Consider the following 17,261-nt stretch of genomic DNA (forward strand, 5'->3'; position numbering starts at 1 on the left):
TTTGTCGGAGAGTCAATATTCTGAGAGACTACCCCGATGACAAAATTAAAATATACCCCTGAAATCAGAGAAAGAGCGGTTCAATTATTGATTGAATCTGAAAAAGATTATCCTTCTACTTGGGCTGCAATCACAGCAATTGCGCCTAAGATTGGTTGTACTCCTGAAACACTTCGTGCCTGGCATCAAAAGCATTTAGATCAGCAAAATCCTATTAAAGTACAACAGATATCTGATCAAGAAAAAATGAGGCAAATGGAACGTGAAATTAAAGAATTAAAGCGTGCCAATGAAATTCTACGTAAAGCAGCCGCTTTTTTCGCCCAGGCGGAGCTCGACCGCCCACACAAATAATGGTGGATTTTATCCATAACAATAAAGATCGATATGGTGTTGAAGCGATTTGTAGAATTTTACCGATTGCAGCTTCAACCTATTACCGGACTTTAGATCTCGCTGACAATCCAGAACATCGAGCGAAACGAGATCTACATGATGAGCATCATGCTGAACAAATTAAACGAATTTGGAAGGAAAGTTCAGGTCGATATGGTGTACGTAAAGTCTGGCAAAAATTAAAACGTGAGGGTTATGTTATTGCGCGCTGTACAGTTGCTCGATTAATGCAAAAGCTAGGTATACAAGGTGTTTGGCGTGGTAAGAACAAACAAACCACCCGTAGCCGAGATGACCAAAAACGGGCAGATGATTTAGTGAAACGTAATTTTAATGCTGATCATCCAAACCAACTATGGGTGGGTGACTTTACCTATATTCAAACTCATTCAGGCTGGGTATATACCGCATTTGTTATTGATGTGTTCTCACGAGCAATTGTTGGATGGAAAGTATCTACACGGATGAATACAGATATGGTACTCGATGCACTTGAGCAAGCATTGCACGATCGAGGCATGCCAAAGAATGTGATTCATCATTCCGACAGAGGTGTGCAATATCTTTCCATTCGCTATACCAATCGTTTAGAAGCTGCAAATTTACGAGCATCAGTCGGTACGACTGGTGATTCATACGATAATGCTTTGGCTGAAACGGTGAATGGCTTATACAAAACAGAGGTGATTGAATATCTAAAAGCAGATTGGCAAGGTTTAGCAGATGTACAACTTGCGACACTAAACTGGGTAGATTGGTTCAATAAAAAGCGTGTACACAGTGCACTGGGTTATGTATCGCCTTTTGAGTTTGAAGCAATGTACTATGATAAGATTAACCCGTTAGGTCAGGTGGCCTAACTTAAATAAAAAAGTCTCCGACAAACCCGGTACGGTTCAGCTTCAACTTTAAATTCTGCGGTGTAAGTCTTCTGTTTCTTGCTCATGGTAAACTCCTGATGAGTGTCTATAGTTTACCAAGTTAAAACCTCCTGTTTTCTCAGCACACATCATTAACAATGGAGGTGAAAGTCAGAGACAAATGGAAGCCTGCAAATCATTAGCATTAGTTGGTAAGATTGATGGTGGTGGTTGGTGATTACCCATGATTTTCCTAATAGCCAAAAGATTCATGCTTCAAACCATGAATCTTTCTTTTTTCAAGGCAAATTATTCTTAATTAATATCTGAAAAATCGCAATGAATTACAATTTTTTCTAATGCTTTTGGATCATAATTTTGAGAAAGAAATCTACAAATAGTACCAAAAAAATTAAAATCATCTAAGTTAGCTGAATAAGATAATGCACAGAACTGAAAGTCGAACCTATGTGTTCCCTCATTTTCGAAATAACCAAGATTCATTGCTTCTATGCTTTCTACAACTGTTCTGAAAGCAAAATGTTGCCCATAAGGTAAACCTGCTACCATATAACTATAAGGAGCAATGCAGTATTCAAACCATCTATCTGGTACATATTGTATCGAGTAGTTCATAATTTTATATATATACCAACGTTGATCATCTTTTAAAGTCGTCAGGATATTTTTTAACTCTATTAGCCCATTACGAACAGTATTCATTGGTATAACATAAGGTACTTTATATCCATTTCTAACCATAAAATTACTAATATCTAAGTTTGGATCTTGTGATGGCAACACTACTGGTTGAAAGAGACTTTGAGTATTGTTGGTAAAATAGTTTCTAAACTGATTTTCACAATAATTATAAATAATATCGAATTTTTCTGGTGGCAAAAGGCTAATATCTTTTGCAATATCCCCAAGATTTTTTACTGATATTGAATAACCTTGTCTCTGTAAATCGATTTTCGGATGATTAGATATTATTAAGAAAGTTATATCTTTGTAAGTCTTATCCAGATTATGCTTTTCTAGCATATCGAGTGTATCAACCATCTTGGATCTACTTCCATCAGCTGTAACCTGTATCGCCTTACCCATAATAGAATCACCAAGATCTATTGCAGGATGGTTATGCTTGAGTACATTTAGATTTATTAAACCCAAACTATAAAGGTGATTAAGTAATGGTGGTAAAATAACCTCCATTACATGATGATCATCGAACAATCCTTGCTGACCTTTAAACGTAATTGATGTGCTCAAGTTTGCAAGTGCATTACCCAGACGATGACTTTGTTCTGTTCTAGTTAACATGGTTTCCCCAAAATCAATATTTTTATCTAAACAATTGTTAATATATCAAATTCACTTTTATTAAAGCCAAAAAAAGACTGGATATACCAGTCTTTTTTGCTTTAATCATCATTCATCTTTAAGGTTTTTACTGATCTGAGAAAAGATAATTTCATAATACCTTTCTAAACTGTGTAAAATTTCAACGTCCTGATCTTTAATTTCCTTTTGCATCTGCTGCACTGAAACATCACGACAATTGATAAAGTCTTCCACATATTGATAGCGTTGAATCGCATCTTCCTCACATAGCTCAAGCATCGATTCATCTACATATCTTGTAAGTGCCTTTTGCGTATCTAATGCTGCCTGATCAAGCTGCTGTAGATCCTCTATACTTGGGATGGAGAAATGGGAAATAAATATATCTGAAGATTTTAAGTGCGACTGTACACGTTGAGCGAACTCATTTGAATACAGCTGCTCAGCATCAATGTAATTATTTTCCTTAACAAAATCCTGAATCTCAGTGACCGTTTGAACTTCGTTTTGGTTTAATTTCAAATAATGATCTATATTTTTCAAAATTTCTTCAGGTGGTAAATCTTCTTGCTGTCTAGTCTGGATCTTGTTGGTTTCATCCAAAACAAAAGCAAGCTGTTCATTCTCCACTTTAACTTCAGCAAATAAGTTATCAATTTCATTATCTAGCTCATCATTGAATGAACTATCAGCTACGTCCACCTCATAGAATGGAGACGCAAAATCATTCACGCTACTTGCCTCAAGCATCAGCTGAATAGTTCTGAGTGCAGCATAGAATGACGAACCAACATTACTTTGGTTTTGGTTGAACATTGCCCCGATATTTTCTAAGTCAGATTGAATACCCCGATTCTCAGCTCCTATTGCCTCAATTTTGCCATAGTTCGGACAACTTTGAGCCAATGTACCAGTTTCAATGAAACTGGCTAATTTCGCTATCTGGTCTTCATATTCGATGTGGTCAAAATATGAAAGTTCCTTTTCTATCGATACGAAATCATTTAAGCGGATCTTATTTAGTTTTGGTGGTGTTACATACATGGTCTGCATTTGGATCGCAGACAATACGCCACTTTTACCGCCATCAATTTTTTTCGCAATAATCATTGTGAATTGCCCCTCTTGCTGAGTGGCCAATGACTTATAAGAAACTGTTGGACGTTTCTCAATACCTACATTTGTGGACTGTCGGTAATTCGTACCAAATAGTTCACTTGTCTCAACATTGTAGCCCTGAATCGTGGCCTGATTGGTATCACTTACAATCCCTTTAACACGGGTATAAGTTTGGCCTTGTTCACCAGAGTTAATACGACCGATAGTTTTTGTATTGGTATTGGCAATAATTGCCTCACCCTCTTTTTCATCTGCACGTAAAATGTCCGAAACGTCTTGTGCGGAAAAGGTCATACTGAAAGATAGGCCACGAGCTTGAGCAGGAATTACCGAAAGACCTGCCACAATTTGGTAGCCTACTTCATCCAGAACAACTTTATAGCAAGTCTTGGAGGCTGTGACTTTCGATTCAATAACATTTCGTACCACACCATCAATCTTGTTACCCAATGCCCCTGCCATCATTTGCTTCAATGATCCGACACAGAGTTTTCCAAGCATTTTGATCGTATCTGGAGCATTTTGTAGAGCAGGTAAAACAATCAGCAAACAACGTCTGTTCAATACCACATCGAACATATCAATTTCTGAGGCTTTATCACCATAGATATGACCAAAGTTAAATGACAGATCACTGATTGCACGGGTAAAACTCATAATTACATAGCCGTGCTGTTCATTGGTTTTTGCATCCTGTTTGTACATTCTGCTTTCATCAAAACCTGCCAAAGAGCCAAGATAGGCACGTAATGGACTTACAGCTGTGATGTATTTTTCACCAAAGATTTTATAATATTTTTCAAAATCCTCTCCGTAGGCCACACGGATAATTAAGTTGAGTTCCTGATATTCAACGTAAGTTTTTGGCTGAAGTAATAATAGGCCACGATCTCTAAGAAATGTCAGAATATTGGTTAATGCAGTCAGGTACATAATTGTACGGCCTTTCCACATATCACCACCTGAACCACCAGAGTCATCCAGTAGGTACACCAACTGTTCACTTAGCATGGCTGCACTGGTGTATGACATCAGGTTAAATGTGTTACTGAGCTTATCTTCTTGCTTCTCAAGCAAGTCTCGCCCTGCGGTAATAAAGTTAGTCACCAACATATCGTCTTGACGCATAAAACGAGCAGTCAAATACATTAATTCGGCGACTAGATCCGTTGTACCCTTTGCATCAGAAATGATAAATCCACTATTTTGCAGCAATGGATTGGTCAGGATCATTTTAATCGTTTCAGTCTTACCTGCACCCGTTGTACCAATGAGGAGGTCATGGGTTCTTTCATCACTGTCTGTTTTCCAAACCTGTTGTCCTGTGATGCGGTCAACACCATAGTAATATGTACCATCTCCCCATGCTTTCTCAGGATTTTTCCACAAGGAAACCTTTCTGGCCAGAGCATCAAAAGATCCGTCAGGGATCTTGGCATGTTTAGGCACTCGATATGGCATATTGTGAAACCGTTTTTTAGGTACTAAGTACAAACGGATCATTAGTAAGGCGATTGGCGTTAAAAGAATTAGGAAAAAGGGAAAGAAAATTGTTAATACGGCAAGCGAAGAAATAATTATGGCAAATAACTGAGACCCATCAGATTTCAGCAATGCTTGGTGCATTTTCTGAAATATATCACGGGTATCTACACGCAAATCTTTCGGTTCAAATTGATTTGTAGTTCCATCGTGTCTAGGCGCAACCATCTTTCAACTTTTCCTTTTTCTTATAAAAAAAGAGAACTTCCTAATTTAAATGGAAGTTCTCTGTGAGTACCAACTTAAGCCACACTACGACTATTGATATAGTTATAGGTATTTACAATATCATCAGCCAATTCGTTATAAACCGATTCAACTGCTGCTTGCTGCTGATCAATGCTCATTGAGCTACTGGCGAGTTCTAAAGCACGTTCCTCCTTTTTGACCTGAATAATTGATTTAACACCTCTAGGGTGAATCATGGCCAACATATTGATGACTGTATCCAAGTCATAGCGTTTACGAAGTATGCTGCGTACCGCTTGGTCATCTGGATCTGTGGTTAATAACCACAGGCGTTTTGAACCAACCATTGAAGTGAGGAACTGAACAAATTCATTGCCCTGCTTATTGATGACTTTTGATAAATAAGTCATACCTGTTGGACGTAGGCCTACAGCGGTTGTCAAACGACTGACTTGAGCAGGTGTAAGGGATAAGGCCTGAACAATTTCTTTTCGTTCTTCAGGTGAACCCGATGAACAAACAACAAATCTACGGGCAGCTTTCACCAGTAAACCAAAGTCACTGATGTATTGTGAGCTTAAGTAATAGGCAATACCCCATTTACGGGCTTCACGGCTGTCTCGCTCCAATTCCGCAAGCATGGTCTGGTCTGACTTAATGTTGTGCATCTCATCAAATACCATATATTTACGGTCAACTTTTAACTCGGCAACCAGTCTTGAATAATATTCGAGATAGGTATCAGGGATCTCACCACGTTGTAAGTCTTCTTCTGAATATGCAATACGTTTTTTATAGAACATGCGAATGATCTGGAAGAATAACGAGTTATTCTTTGGATTGTTTTTCACAATCACATCCTGAAGATCCACTGAAGCAATACGGGCATCAGAAATATCGAATTCGGTATAGTTATTGAAGTTTGGATAATCAATTGCCACTTGAGACATGGCACGGGCAATCGCATCCAAGATGTAATCACCGTTGCTTAATTTATAGTTGCCATAAATACGTTTTACCGTATCAAACTTAGTCACTGCAATACAGTCAGCGAGAATAGGCATAGCATAGCGGTGAGCCAAGTTTCTGGCACGATAAAGCTTATTTTTGCGCTGTTGACTAGCCGTATCACGCTCTAAAATCGATTCTGCACGTTGATGACACAGTAATGCCAGATCATGCAATCTTAATTGCTTACTCACATCAATGTTGATCCGAAGTTCTCTCAACAGAAAATCAAGTTCTGTACTCTGGCCAATTTGATATAGCTTAGGTTGAGCTTGGTCATTATCTGTTGCAAAGAAATCAAATGTTTCTTTCAGGATCAATGAAATTACGTTTGATACTTCCGCTTCTGGTCTATCGAGTTCCGATGGGGTAACAAGTGTCACCAGAAAGGATTTCATTTCTGCGAATTCATTTGACAATGGATGTTGTAAACCAACAGCCGTTTCTAGCGGATTAATAGCATCCCGTTTGGTACGTGAGATCCTGCGATACACACACAGATTTTTCCGAGAAGTATCCAAAGCATTTTGAATACCAAAGACTAGGCCTGATGAAGTCATCCCAACGTCTGTAATAAAAATATACGGGATACGATCTAGGCCAGCTGCAAGAACAGATTCAAATAATTCATTGTTCATCTGCATCGACTTACCCGAACCCATTGAACCAATGATAATCGTGTAGTTATAGGCAAGTTCATCGGAGAAGTGCTCTAACTTCACCATTTTTCCGCAAGGTGTTCTTTGAACCATTGTGCCCTTTTTGAATGGTGATGCAGGACGATCCAATGGAAGTAGGTGCAATGCGTCTGGTAACGGAGCAGCTGCTAGAGGTGCATGATGATTAAAGCCTAAAGGGAAATGAGTAAGATAGGCTTGAACGACATCTCCAGTGCGCTCCAGTGGAGCAGCATGACCCCAGTTTTGTAATGCACGCCATAACTTAGATTTTCGAATTTGTAATCGTTCTAACCCTTTTTCAGTCTTTTCATCCCAAGTCATCGCAGAGACCTGTAAACCGACCACAGTACCGCCAAAGTCCGCATAACGCTGTAGGGCATCACCTGCTGACTTTAATTGAGCATTGTCTGCACCTTGCCATGCAACTACTGAAGCCAATGCCCGTTTCAGGCCAATACTGGCCATACCATCACCAGAAAGCATGAATGAAACGGCATAAGGAATAGCCCGTACTGATCCATCACTTAATTCAGTCGTCTGCTGATTCATACGATCAAAGAAATCAGCAAATGTTGGCATTATCGATGACATACCCGAAAAGCTTGGTGATGGTGGCACACTTAATGGAATAGGGGCATAAACCAGATCTCCAACTTCAACAGATCCTTTTGGCGCAGTGATGTCACCTGCCTTATCCTTACTATCCAATGGCGTAATTGTTTGGATCATCAGCTGATCTGAAATCTTTGGATAAAGCACTTCTGAATAGTCATTAGGACTCGGACGAGATTTCCAACGCAAAGGGATAGGCATTCCAGAATTAGGAATGAATGGTTTATAGTTTGGATCAAAATAGCGAGGGTTCATCATGCGACCAATCGATGTGATAGCACCACTAACATCCAGTTTTTCTACCACCCCTTTAAAGTCAGAATGTTCAAGCTCGTTGATAATACCCTGAACAAAAGTATCATGAATCGCCTTTAGTGCAGGCAACCCGTGCAACAGATTTTGTGCATCTTTCATTGTGCCGATTTCATAACGTTTAGCTAAGTCAGCAATGCGTTTATGATCATTTTTAATTTCAGCTGCATCAAGTAATCGAGGATGAGTGATGACGGCAATATAGCTTTGTTCATCATATAGATAAGGTTCATAAATGGCCTTGTTTTCATCAATAAATGAATTCAAGTTCAAACCTAACGTACTTGCCGTTTTCTTTTGGATCTCGATAATACGATCAATACCTGCATTACCGTCCAGATCACGTCTGAAAACCCACATCAGCTTATGGCCAACGGTTTTAAAAGGATTTCGCAGGTAGCTATTCAACCGATCAATCTGGCCAAGAAATACTTCGTTATAATCAATAGTGGATCTGATCCCGTCATATCGCAATAAGGTAACTAAAGCACCATTTTGCAGTACTAAATTATAGTGACCATCCACTGTTTCAATTTCACAATAGTCTTCAGCTGAGGCCTTAAACATTTTTGCGAGCCAGACCAGTACCAATTCAACTGCTGAAATCGTGGCATTTGGCTTATAAGGTTTAGCAACAGGCGGTTTAGCATTTGCTTTATTAGTTTTAACAGTACGTCTAGTATCTGTTTTTTGTTTAGCATTTCCCATAATTTAACCTTTATTAAGATATTAAGAGATTGAAAACGGTTGAGAAGACAAGGAACGATTTTCAAAACAAGAAAAAATCTTGTTTAAAATAGTCTGATTGTTCACGTCCGAATTAGAATGAAATAATTGATTAATGTCATTAAGAGCATCCTTTTGATATAAAGCAAAATACAATAATAGGAATGACATAATATTGTTTGATTTCTGCTTAAAGTCGAGCACCTTATAATCTTGCTTGGTATCAATATACTGTTTTAAATAAAATGGCGAAGCCAATAGATCCTGATCCAGTAATTTGAAAAATTGAGATTTGAATGAGTTAGCCTGATAACCAACATGAAAAAATAGATCACCTGAATCGTCTGCCAACTCACTAGAATGGACAGCAATCTCAATATCCTCAATATTATCTAAGCGTTTTGCAAAATCCCCTCTTACTTTTTGGTTAAAAAGGAAAGAAAAAATACCTAGATCCACACCAAGTAAATCATTGGCAATGTGGTTCAATCTCTGCATGTGATCTCTATCAAAAATAGAGAGAGAGTTACGTGTGTGATTCACCATATTGAATTTGAAAGTCCAACAATCAAATTGGTGAATTAATTCATAAGTCAGTTCAAGCTTATTGAACATACAAATTTCTTGGTCAGAACAAATGATCGGTAAATTCGTATTCATTCCAAGTAAAGCAAGACGTTTAATTGCTCTGGAGCTAAGAGGCTGATCAGTTACTTTTATGACATTTAACATGGCAGGCTTAACATCATAGATCTGACTTTGCTGTTCTTCAGTCAACGCCTCAAACGGTACAAGTAAAGGCAAATCAGTATTTGCTAAGGAGTCAATAATATAGTTTGAAAATGTCGATAGAAATAATGGCTCATATTGATTCGATAGCTCCAGACTTGACTCATAAAAACTTCCGAATTCTTGATATATGTTATTAAGTTCTGGATTAACTGAAACGTTTAATTGATTTAATTCGTTTAAAAAATCAAACTGTGAAGAATGATTTAAATTTCTAACCGACTTATATAAATAAGGTTGTAAATATTCATCGAACATAAGACCTCACTTACTCAAATTTGAAAGCAATTTTTGCTCATAAATCTGAGTCCATTTATTAGAATTAAACTCATCTAATGATAAGTAATACTGAATTTGATCCTGATTAAAAATATTTTCATTAAATAGTAATAAAAAAGGAAAAAGTGATCCTTGCTTAATCTGTCCACCCTTACCTTTTATTAGCTTAAGCGCATTAATCAGACGTTCTAATCCATCATTTGAGGCAAGCGACTGGCGAATGTAAGCAGCATTAATACGATCATCAATCAATGCCTCTTTAACATCCTTTTCAGCTTCAGGGAATTCGGTAAATATGCTATTTCGCACCTGTTCCAGATCGATGTTCGGACGTGAAAATTGCATGGCTAGATTATCAATAAGCGAAGCAAAGAGACCACCAGACTTAAAGTAAACATTAATGGCTTTGTCAGGATGATGAGCTAATACGATCATAAATCTAACAATGTGATTCACCTGAATCTGATTAAGATCATGACAAATACCTAGTGAAGCTGCCTTATCAGAGAGACACCATGACAAATGATGGACTCTATGGCATAGGGTGCAGGCAGGCACTAAATTGGATTCATTATTATTACTGTGATTTCCGTCAAGATGGTGAATTTCCAGAAACTTTAAATCGTGAAAATCACAGAAATAGCAACGATGATCATGCTTAGCAAAAAAGGGAACAGAAATATTTGAATCAACTACATGCAGGTATTTTTCTGCATCTGAGATTGTATCCATTTGCAAATCTTTCAGGTGGTGTTTCAAAAAGTATGCTGACATTAAATGAAGCCATTATTGATGTAAAAAAAGGTTAAGTCGAAAGCTTTAAAATGGTTTTCAATCTTTTTTGAAAAATTACAACTCCTTCTAAAACCACGCCTAATTCGATGCCTTATTTTGCAATTATTACCTTCAATACCTACAGTAAAAAATTTACCAATACTTTGCTTGCAGTTTTTAAAAGCAGTTATGAAACTGTCCCAATGATCACTTGCAATTCGGGTGTAGTGAATACCTAATTGTTTAAGCTTTGTTTTCAATCGTTGAACTGTAGCTAAGTCTCTTTTACCCCAAACATAAGCAACAATCTCACCTGTTTCTCGATGGTAGGCGTAAATAAGCCATTGTTTATTATTTTTATTTCCCACAAAAGTCCAAAACTCATCAACTTCAAGAGACTCATAATGACTTTGTTTAGGCTGAATTTGGTAGGTCGATTCGGTTAAAGTACGTAAAACTTTACCGATACTGATTCGCTCAACTTCAGCGATATCTCGTATACCACTACCTCTGACCATCAACTGTAATATTTTTCGAGTAATGCCTGAATTACATCCTAGATAGCTCAGAGCATGGTCACCAATAAACTGACGTTTACAGTCTTTGCACTGATAGTTTTGTTTCCCATCTACTTTGATGCCATTTTTCTTTATACTGTCACTGAGGCAGGTTGGACATTTGATTTCTAGAGTTATTCGCATTTCTCTATTTTATCAAAATTCAACCTGCTTTGTTTCAGCATACTTTTTGAAACACCACCATCTTTCATTCTCATTTCCTTTTCTTAAGGTAATGGGATAATAGAAGTCTATTATCCCATTTACGTCAGTTAGACGTTGCCTGCTGCTGAGTTCGCACCAGAGAAGAAGAAGTATCCTGATCCTGCCAAGACCACACCTACAGCCAATTTACCAATTGCTTTAGGAGCTGTCGCATCACTACCAGGTTTTCCAATTTTGGTAAAATCAAGAATTGCTAAAACAAACAATACGAATCCAACGAAGATCATAGCTAACTGACCAAATGCCATTGCATCATTTAGGCCACCAGTTGCACGGTCTTTAATGTCACCGATTGATTCACCTGCCGCAGCTGCACCACGTTTAGAACCGCCCTCAAGTGCTGTTGTGTCAGCATAAGAAGCAGCTGCCATACCACACATTGTTAAGAACACCCCTGCTTTTAAATAGGCGTTGCTAGTTGATTGCTGTAAGCTATTGATATTTAAAGACATTTTTCGCCTCACTTTTCCTTTTTAGATTTTTCTGTGAAAAATCAATGATTTAGATTTATTATCCAAGTGGATCGACCAACTTAGACAGTTATTAAAAAGTTTTTAGGTAAGCCCGATGATTTTAAAAAAATCAAGCCCAAAAATTGTTGCTGCTAAAGCATGAACTTCTTCTATTTTGTATGCGAGCATTCCTCCTATGAGATAGACAAAGCCTTGTGCATTACTTGATTTACCAATGCCATCACTATTGTCTCTCCAGATAAATAGACCTTTCATTAGTGCCAGTAGTCCAACTAGCTGACACACACCGATTAGAACCAAAACTGTAAGATTCAGTTCAGCTGTATAAGAATTTCCAACATTTTGTGAATAGTCGTAATAAGTGACCGCAGCAGGTGTCGTATCACTCATAAAGCTTCCCATCACATCGACTAATTGGAGATTTAAACCCAATTGCGCCATGATCACTGCGATGATCATTTTTACAAAAACACCCATCGCAGATGGACGGCGGATTTGCGTTAAATATCGACTTGCATTGACTGGATCTACTACACCAACGAAGTCGAAAACTGCTCTTACAAAGATAATGAATCCAAATAAAATACATGCGTAACGAACAACTGTTGTCGTAGCAACGATTAACGTTCCTGAGTTCTGTAATACCTCAACAAATTCCATGCTCCGACTCCTTGATCACTATTTAGTGAACGAAACTTCACCAGATTGCTCATTTACATCAAGAACTCGGTAGCCTGTTGGTAAGCGATCTCCTACAGCATAAGAACTTGTATTTCGTCCATCAGTGAGCCATACACGATTGCCCACAGTCGCAATCACTTCCTGATTGGCAGGAATGGCTTTGCCTACTGCAACACCTTTTTTAGTTTCACGTAGCGTTACAACGTTCGCACCTTGATTCGCACGGGTATTTTTGATTAACAATTGAAGTTGACCGATAGTGATGTGCTGACGCTGAACCACATCACGCATACTGTTTAACTGTGCACGTAATTGAGTATTTTCAGTTTGAGCCTGAATCAGTTCTTGATTTGTCATAGCAGCCTGTTGTTGCATCTGTCCTTGTGGGCTGTTCGGATTAACAGGTGCAGGTGTATTCGGAACATACACTGGAGGTAAATTGTTCGCTGCATTGAACTGGCTAATTAACTGTTGACCCTCGTAGCTATATGCAGGTACGTCTTGTCCATTGCTATTCTTGATTGTCACATCACCAGAAACAGGTTGAGTCTGTTTTGGCATAGTTACAGGAACATCCATCATTTGAGTTTCCTGATACGGCGCAGGCATATTCTGGAAACCTCCTGCTGCTGCCATATTTGGATCAGCCATCGGCGCACCATTCGGCACTGACGGTGCTACTTGAGGAGCTGCTGCTGTCTCTACTGGAACTTCCTGAGCAACTTGCTTATTACCACCTTTCTTACCCATGAATAAGAAAACAACAAGTAATAATCCGACCACCACAGCACCAATAATGATGTATTTCTCTTTATTGGATTTACCAGTTTCAGGCGCATGTGTAGATGATTCATAAGAATAATCATCAATATCGTGGTCTAAATCTTGATTCTGACTCATATCAAAAACTCCAAATGCTTTTATTCTGTAATGTCTTTATTGATGAAGATGTAGAACACAGTGCCTACTGGCGTTCTAAATGTAGTCGGCTTATTGCCGTAGATACTGTCGATCTTAGATCCGAAATCTTCACCAAGTTGACCAACCACGTTACCCATGATGCGCTTGTTACTTGGTTCTTCCTGATTTACTATCACAGCACCATTGGTGTATGTGGTATTACCCAGATAGTCACGGTATGCGTTGCCATAGCCCTTTGCAGCACTACTTGCAATCATGGCCGTTGAGTTCTTGAGAATGTGACGATCTATATAGGTCGCCATACCGAAAGAGCCTTGTAGCGTTTGTGCAGTAGCATCAATAGAAAATTCAGGTTTAACGCCGTCAGATAAGACACGGCTTAAAGTAAACTGAATGTTGTCTTGTGTTTTTCTGACATTGCCAATAACTTTACGGCCTTTAAGTTTCCCCGTCATAATCTCGGAAAACACTTGATCACCGTCATCGGTATTCACGTCATTTAATAATCGTGCAGTAACTCTTGTACCTGCGGGTATGAGGATTTTCTTTCCGTTACCTGTATTAGTACCGTTTGCGGAATTTGCCCCACCATAATTAAGGTTAGATCCGTTACCTTGATTACCGTTACCTGTAATTTGTCCATTACCTGTATTAGTACCATTTACGGAATTAGGGTTTTCAACTGCATAAGTCGATACGGCGTAACCTGTGCGTTTATTACCGCCGTTTTTCTGATCTTCACCAGAAAGACGCTTGATCTGCTTTTCAACAAATCCATACAGAGTTGTTTCTGATTTTTCATTCTCAGAAATCTGTCTTTGTGATTCTTGGTCATACCAAGATGCAAATTCATTATTGTTCTGCACGTATTGCTGAGCAGCAGGACTTGCATAATCAGGAGCTAATTGGACATATTGCGGTTGCTGCGAATATTGCGCCTGTTGAACCTGACCTTGTGCAGCCTGACCATTGGCAGGTACTTGCTGCCCTTGCGCCGTGTTACCGCTATATGACAGGTTTTGAGTTGAATTAAATAACGTACCGTTTACCTGCCCTGACGTAACGCCATTCGCTGCGTTATTGGTAGCAGGCAATACTGCCTGACCTTGACCGTTGGATTGACGAATCACCAAGTTACGAGGAGTGAAACTCTCCCCACGTTGTTGCGCTTGCTGAGCCAGAATCGCCTCTTGTTGACGAATATATTGGTACTGTTCTGGCGTAACTTCTTCTGCCTGCCCTACGTTTGTTTCAGGCGCATCGAATTTAGTCTTAGAAGCATCAATCTGGTCTGGTGTTTTTGATCCTGCAAAGAACAGCTTAAAAATACCAATGAACAAAACAATTGCGATAAACGTACCGATAATAACCATGAAACGAAAAATTCCATTCTCGTTCCAGTTCTTCATGAACTTTTCACCAAACTTCATATTGATGCGCTCATCGGCATCATTAGGGCGAATGTCATTAGGGTTATATGTATCGTTGATACCATCCGAATTAACTTGCGAATTCTGATCTAGTTCAGTCTGAACTAGATCAACGCCGTTATTTTGGTCAGTTTGTCCTACATCAATATTTTGATTGCTAGGTACTGACTGAGAGTTTTGATTATCTTGAGTCATAGAGCACCTTAATTATTCAAAAATATTGTTGCAGTGCCATTATTTCGGCTAACTGTAATTTGATTAATCGGATCGGGATATATGAAGATTCCCATACCAGATGTCGAACGTGCTGTCGTTTTATAGCTTGGGTATAAAACTGTATCTCTGGTACGCACGATGTACTGACCGTTGTAGTTCCATGCCTCCAGTGACGGATCTGTAGTCCGTACACGTTCTGCTTCTGGTGGCGGTGTACCATCCAAGAACATTAATGTCTGACTATCAATGTTTGCCATTACTCCACCCGAAAGTGAGTTTAGATTCGCTCTGAGTGCCGAATTTACCGCTGTCGGACTACGGCCAGATAATCGTGCGTCAATACGCATATCAACTTCATTCTGTCCTGTTGAAAGAATAAAAATAACTGGCGTAGATAAACCTTTTAAAGTCACAGTCACATTGCCATACGCCGTTGCTGTGAGAGGTTCAATTGAGAGGATGTTTGTACCTTTATAATTACCTGATTCATCCTGTTTAGGCTTGTCTGGTGGATTATCTGAAAATAGATCATGGTTAAAAGATACATGATCTATTTCCCACGGATTTCCAGACAAATCACTAAATACAATGCTTGAAAGCATACCTTTCGATAGTCTTACTACAGGTGGCTGCGTAGCAGGACTAAGATCTACTGGCAATGAGCGCACGATTGGTCTCGCCGTGTATGAATACGGCGTAGACGCATCCCGTTCTTGCTGCAAGAACAGATCTTTCAAATTCTTTACTTGTTGTGGACTCAACGCCATACCAAGTGCTTCAGCAACAATTTCCTCTTTAGAACGATTCACATTCATAGGAGGTGGGAAAGACGAACCAAATGATTGAGCACTTCCTAAATCGATGGTTGTTGGTGGAGCTTGTCCAACATAGTCATTACGAGCTTGTTGCTGCTGCGGTTGACCTTGCTGTTGGGGTGGCTGCGTCTGAGTCTGAGCAGGAGCAGCCAAGTTCTGCCCCTGTTGTTGCCCTTGAGCATTTTGTTGATTGGCCACAGGATCAGCTGCGTATGCAGAAGACCCGATCATCAGACCAATACAAACTGCAAGAGTTTTAAACTTAAGTTGTTGCATCATTGCCACCACCTATTTAGTTCTAAGAATAATGCTGCTCACGCCAATACCTTTCGGGTTGAATACATCACGTTGAGTGACTTCAACTCGAATTTCAGCGACATACGTTCTAGAGTCAGCAGGTGAGTTTTTGCCGTTAAAATAGTCCATACGAATAGGAACTTGAACGATCCAAAAGCGGTTTCCGAAATTGTCGATACCTTTGTCATTGGTAACTTCTGGTGTTTGTAACGCAGATGTCTGTAAGACGAGATAGTTCTGTTTGATTTGGTCAATCAATCCAGACTGTCTTAATGTTGTGATAAAGCTTGACCGACCTTTATCAGTGAAGTAACGGCGCAATACGTCAGTCGTTGAAATATCCGCATTTTTATAATCGATTGAGTAAGCATTAAGAACAGCTTCTTTAGCAAACTCTGCAATATTGGTATTGGTAAATGCAGGGTTGTCGTTAGGATTGATCTTACAGATGACACTATTGTCAATTGTCTGAAATGCTTCCGCTTTTGGCATTTTAGAAAGCATGACAATTAGCAGAACTAAAGCTACTACCAATGCAGGAATTACAACAAAGCACGCAGCCAACCAGAGCCTTTGCTTAGATACACGGTCAGAAATTTCCTTGATCGTTGCATCACGTTCAGCAAGACGGCTGTCTATGGTTTTTGGAGCTTTAGGACTTGAATGTTTTGGTTGATTTGGTTCAGTCATAATCAAAGCCCTATTGGGTAAATTTTTTTGTCAGTGGGTTGTATATGCAGGGAACTGATGAACCATCATCAAAAATGAATCTTACGAAATCAGGATTGATGAAGATAAAAATCACAAGTCCAACAATGACAAGCACTAAAAGCACAATGACTACGAGAAAAACATTCAATAGAACATCAAGAATTGACGAATAGAAAACTAATGTTGCGAAGTCAACATTATTAGGATTATGGGGATTACCCCACGTACTATATCGGTCAAATGTCGGTTGCGACATTTCCGAGTCTTTTTCTTCTAACTCATTCATCTTTATCATCTCGTCATCA

The 17,261-nt window shown here is 39.0% G+C and carries 14 protein-coding genes and 1 other annotated feature; of the genes, 1 reads left to right on the forward strand and 13 read right to left on the reverse strand.

What is annotated here, in order from left to right:
* The first annotated feature begins 36 nt into the window (after positions 1 to 36).
* Positions 37 to 1,256, forward strand: a protein-coding gene (locus QLH32_RS18905; RefSeq protein ID WP_283269435.1) for an IS3 family transposase whose coding sequence is annotated in 2 segments (ribosomal slippage) — positions 37 to 313 and positions 313 to 1,256 — 1,221 coding nt in all. Because the reading frame shifts where the segments join, the coding sequence is not laid out codon by codon here.
* Positions 312 to 428 (forward strand) — a sequence feature (AL1L pseudoknot). It overlaps the preceding gene by 117 nt.
* Positions 1,257 to 1,571: 315 nt before the next feature.
* Here QLH32_RS18905 and QLH32_RS18910 read toward each other — a convergent pair.
* The 13 genes from QLH32_RS18910 to QLH32_RS18970 form a co-directional block, all read right to left on the reverse strand.
* The gene (locus QLH32_RS18910; protein WP_209798110.1) at positions 1,572 to 2,579 is read right to left on the reverse strand and encodes an SMEK domain-containing protein; all 1,008 of its coding nucleotides are present in this window, start codon (positions 2,577 to 2,579) and stop codon (positions 1,572 to 1,574) included.
* 108 nt (positions 2,580 to 2,687) lie between these two features.
* Complete coding sequence (locus tag QLH32_RS18915; RefSeq protein WP_209798111.1) at positions 2,688 to 5,429, reverse strand: type IV secretory system conjugative DNA transfer family protein; 2,742 nt, start codon at positions 5,427 to 5,429, stop codon at positions 2,688 to 2,690.
* Positions 5,430 to 5,503: 74 nt separating this feature from the next.
* Positions 5,504 to 8,770 carry an ATP-binding protein gene (locus QLH32_RS18920; RefSeq protein WP_153518784.1) on the reverse strand — a complete coding sequence of 1,089 codons (3,267 nt, stop codon included), beginning with the start codon at positions 8,768 to 8,770 and terminating at the stop codon, positions 5,504 to 5,506.
* Between the two features lie 21 nt (positions 8,771 to 8,791).
* Entirely contained in the window at positions 8,792 to 9,835 is a 1,044-nt protein-coding gene (locus tag QLH32_RS18925; RefSeq protein WP_061403629.1) for a hypothetical protein, read from the reverse strand.
* Between the two features lie 6 nt (positions 9,836 to 9,841).
* Positions 9,842 to 10,630 (reverse strand): HNH endonuclease signature motif containing protein, encoded by a 789-nt coding sequence (locus QLH32_RS18930; protein ID WP_283269452.1) that lies wholly within the window; start codon positions 10,628 to 10,630, stop codon positions 9,842 to 9,844.
* A complete protein-coding gene (locus QLH32_RS18935; protein WP_001223318.1) occupies positions 10,630 to 11,331 on the reverse strand; it encodes an IS1-like element ISPa14 family transposase in 702 nt (233 codons plus the stop codon). Before QLH32_RS18935 ends, QLH32_RS18930 begins: the two co-directional genes overlap by 1 nt.
* A 128-nt stretch (positions 11,332 to 11,459) precedes the next feature.
* Positions 11,460 to 11,864: a hypothetical protein gene (locus tag QLH32_RS18940; protein ID WP_061403627.1), complete on the reverse strand. Its 405-nt coding sequence runs from the start codon at positions 11,862 to 11,864 to the stop codon at positions 11,460 to 11,462.
* 102 nt (positions 11,865 to 11,966) lie between these two features.
* On the reverse strand, positions 11,967 to 12,545 hold the full coding sequence (locus QLH32_RS18945) for a type VI secretion protein (protein WP_129264292.1): 579 nt from the start codon (positions 12,543 to 12,545) through the stop codon (positions 11,967 to 11,969).
* A gap of 18 nt (positions 12,546 to 12,563) precedes the next feature.
* Entirely contained in the window at positions 12,564 to 13,466 is a 903-nt protein-coding gene (locus QLH32_RS18950; RefSeq protein ID WP_061403625.1) for a hypothetical protein, read from the reverse strand.
* 20 nt (positions 13,467 to 13,486) lie between these two features.
* On the reverse strand, positions 13,487 to 15,112 hold the full coding sequence (locus QLH32_RS18955; protein WP_209798113.1) for a DotG/IcmE/VirB10 family type IV secretion system protein: 1,626 nt from the start codon (positions 15,110 to 15,112) through the stop codon (positions 13,487 to 13,489).
* Between the two features lie 8 nt (positions 15,113 to 15,120).
* Positions 15,121 to 16,227: a DotH/IcmK family type IV secretion protein gene (locus QLH32_RS18960; protein WP_225761837.1), complete on the reverse strand. Its 1,107-nt coding sequence runs from the start codon at positions 16,225 to 16,227 to the stop codon at positions 15,121 to 15,123.
* Between the two features lie 9 nt (positions 16,228 to 16,236).
* Positions 16,237 to 16,935, reverse strand: coding sequence for a DotI/IcmL family type IV secretion protein (locus QLH32_RS18965; protein WP_151711620.1), 699 nt, complete (start codon positions 16,933 to 16,935; stop codon positions 16,237 to 16,239).
* A 10-nt stretch (positions 16,936 to 16,945) separates the two neighbouring features.
* Positions 16,946 to 17,242 (reverse strand): hypothetical protein, encoded by a 297-nt coding sequence (locus tag QLH32_RS18970; protein ID WP_151711619.1) that lies wholly within the window; start codon positions 17,240 to 17,242, stop codon positions 16,946 to 16,948.
* Between the last annotated feature and the right edge of the window lie 19 nt (positions 17,243 to 17,261).

The sequence above is a fragment of the Acinetobacter corruptisaponis genome, from assembly GCF_030053775.1.
GTDB classification, from domain to species: Bacteria; Pseudomonadota; Gammaproteobacteria; order Pseudomonadales; family Moraxellaceae; genus Acinetobacter; species Acinetobacter corruptisaponis.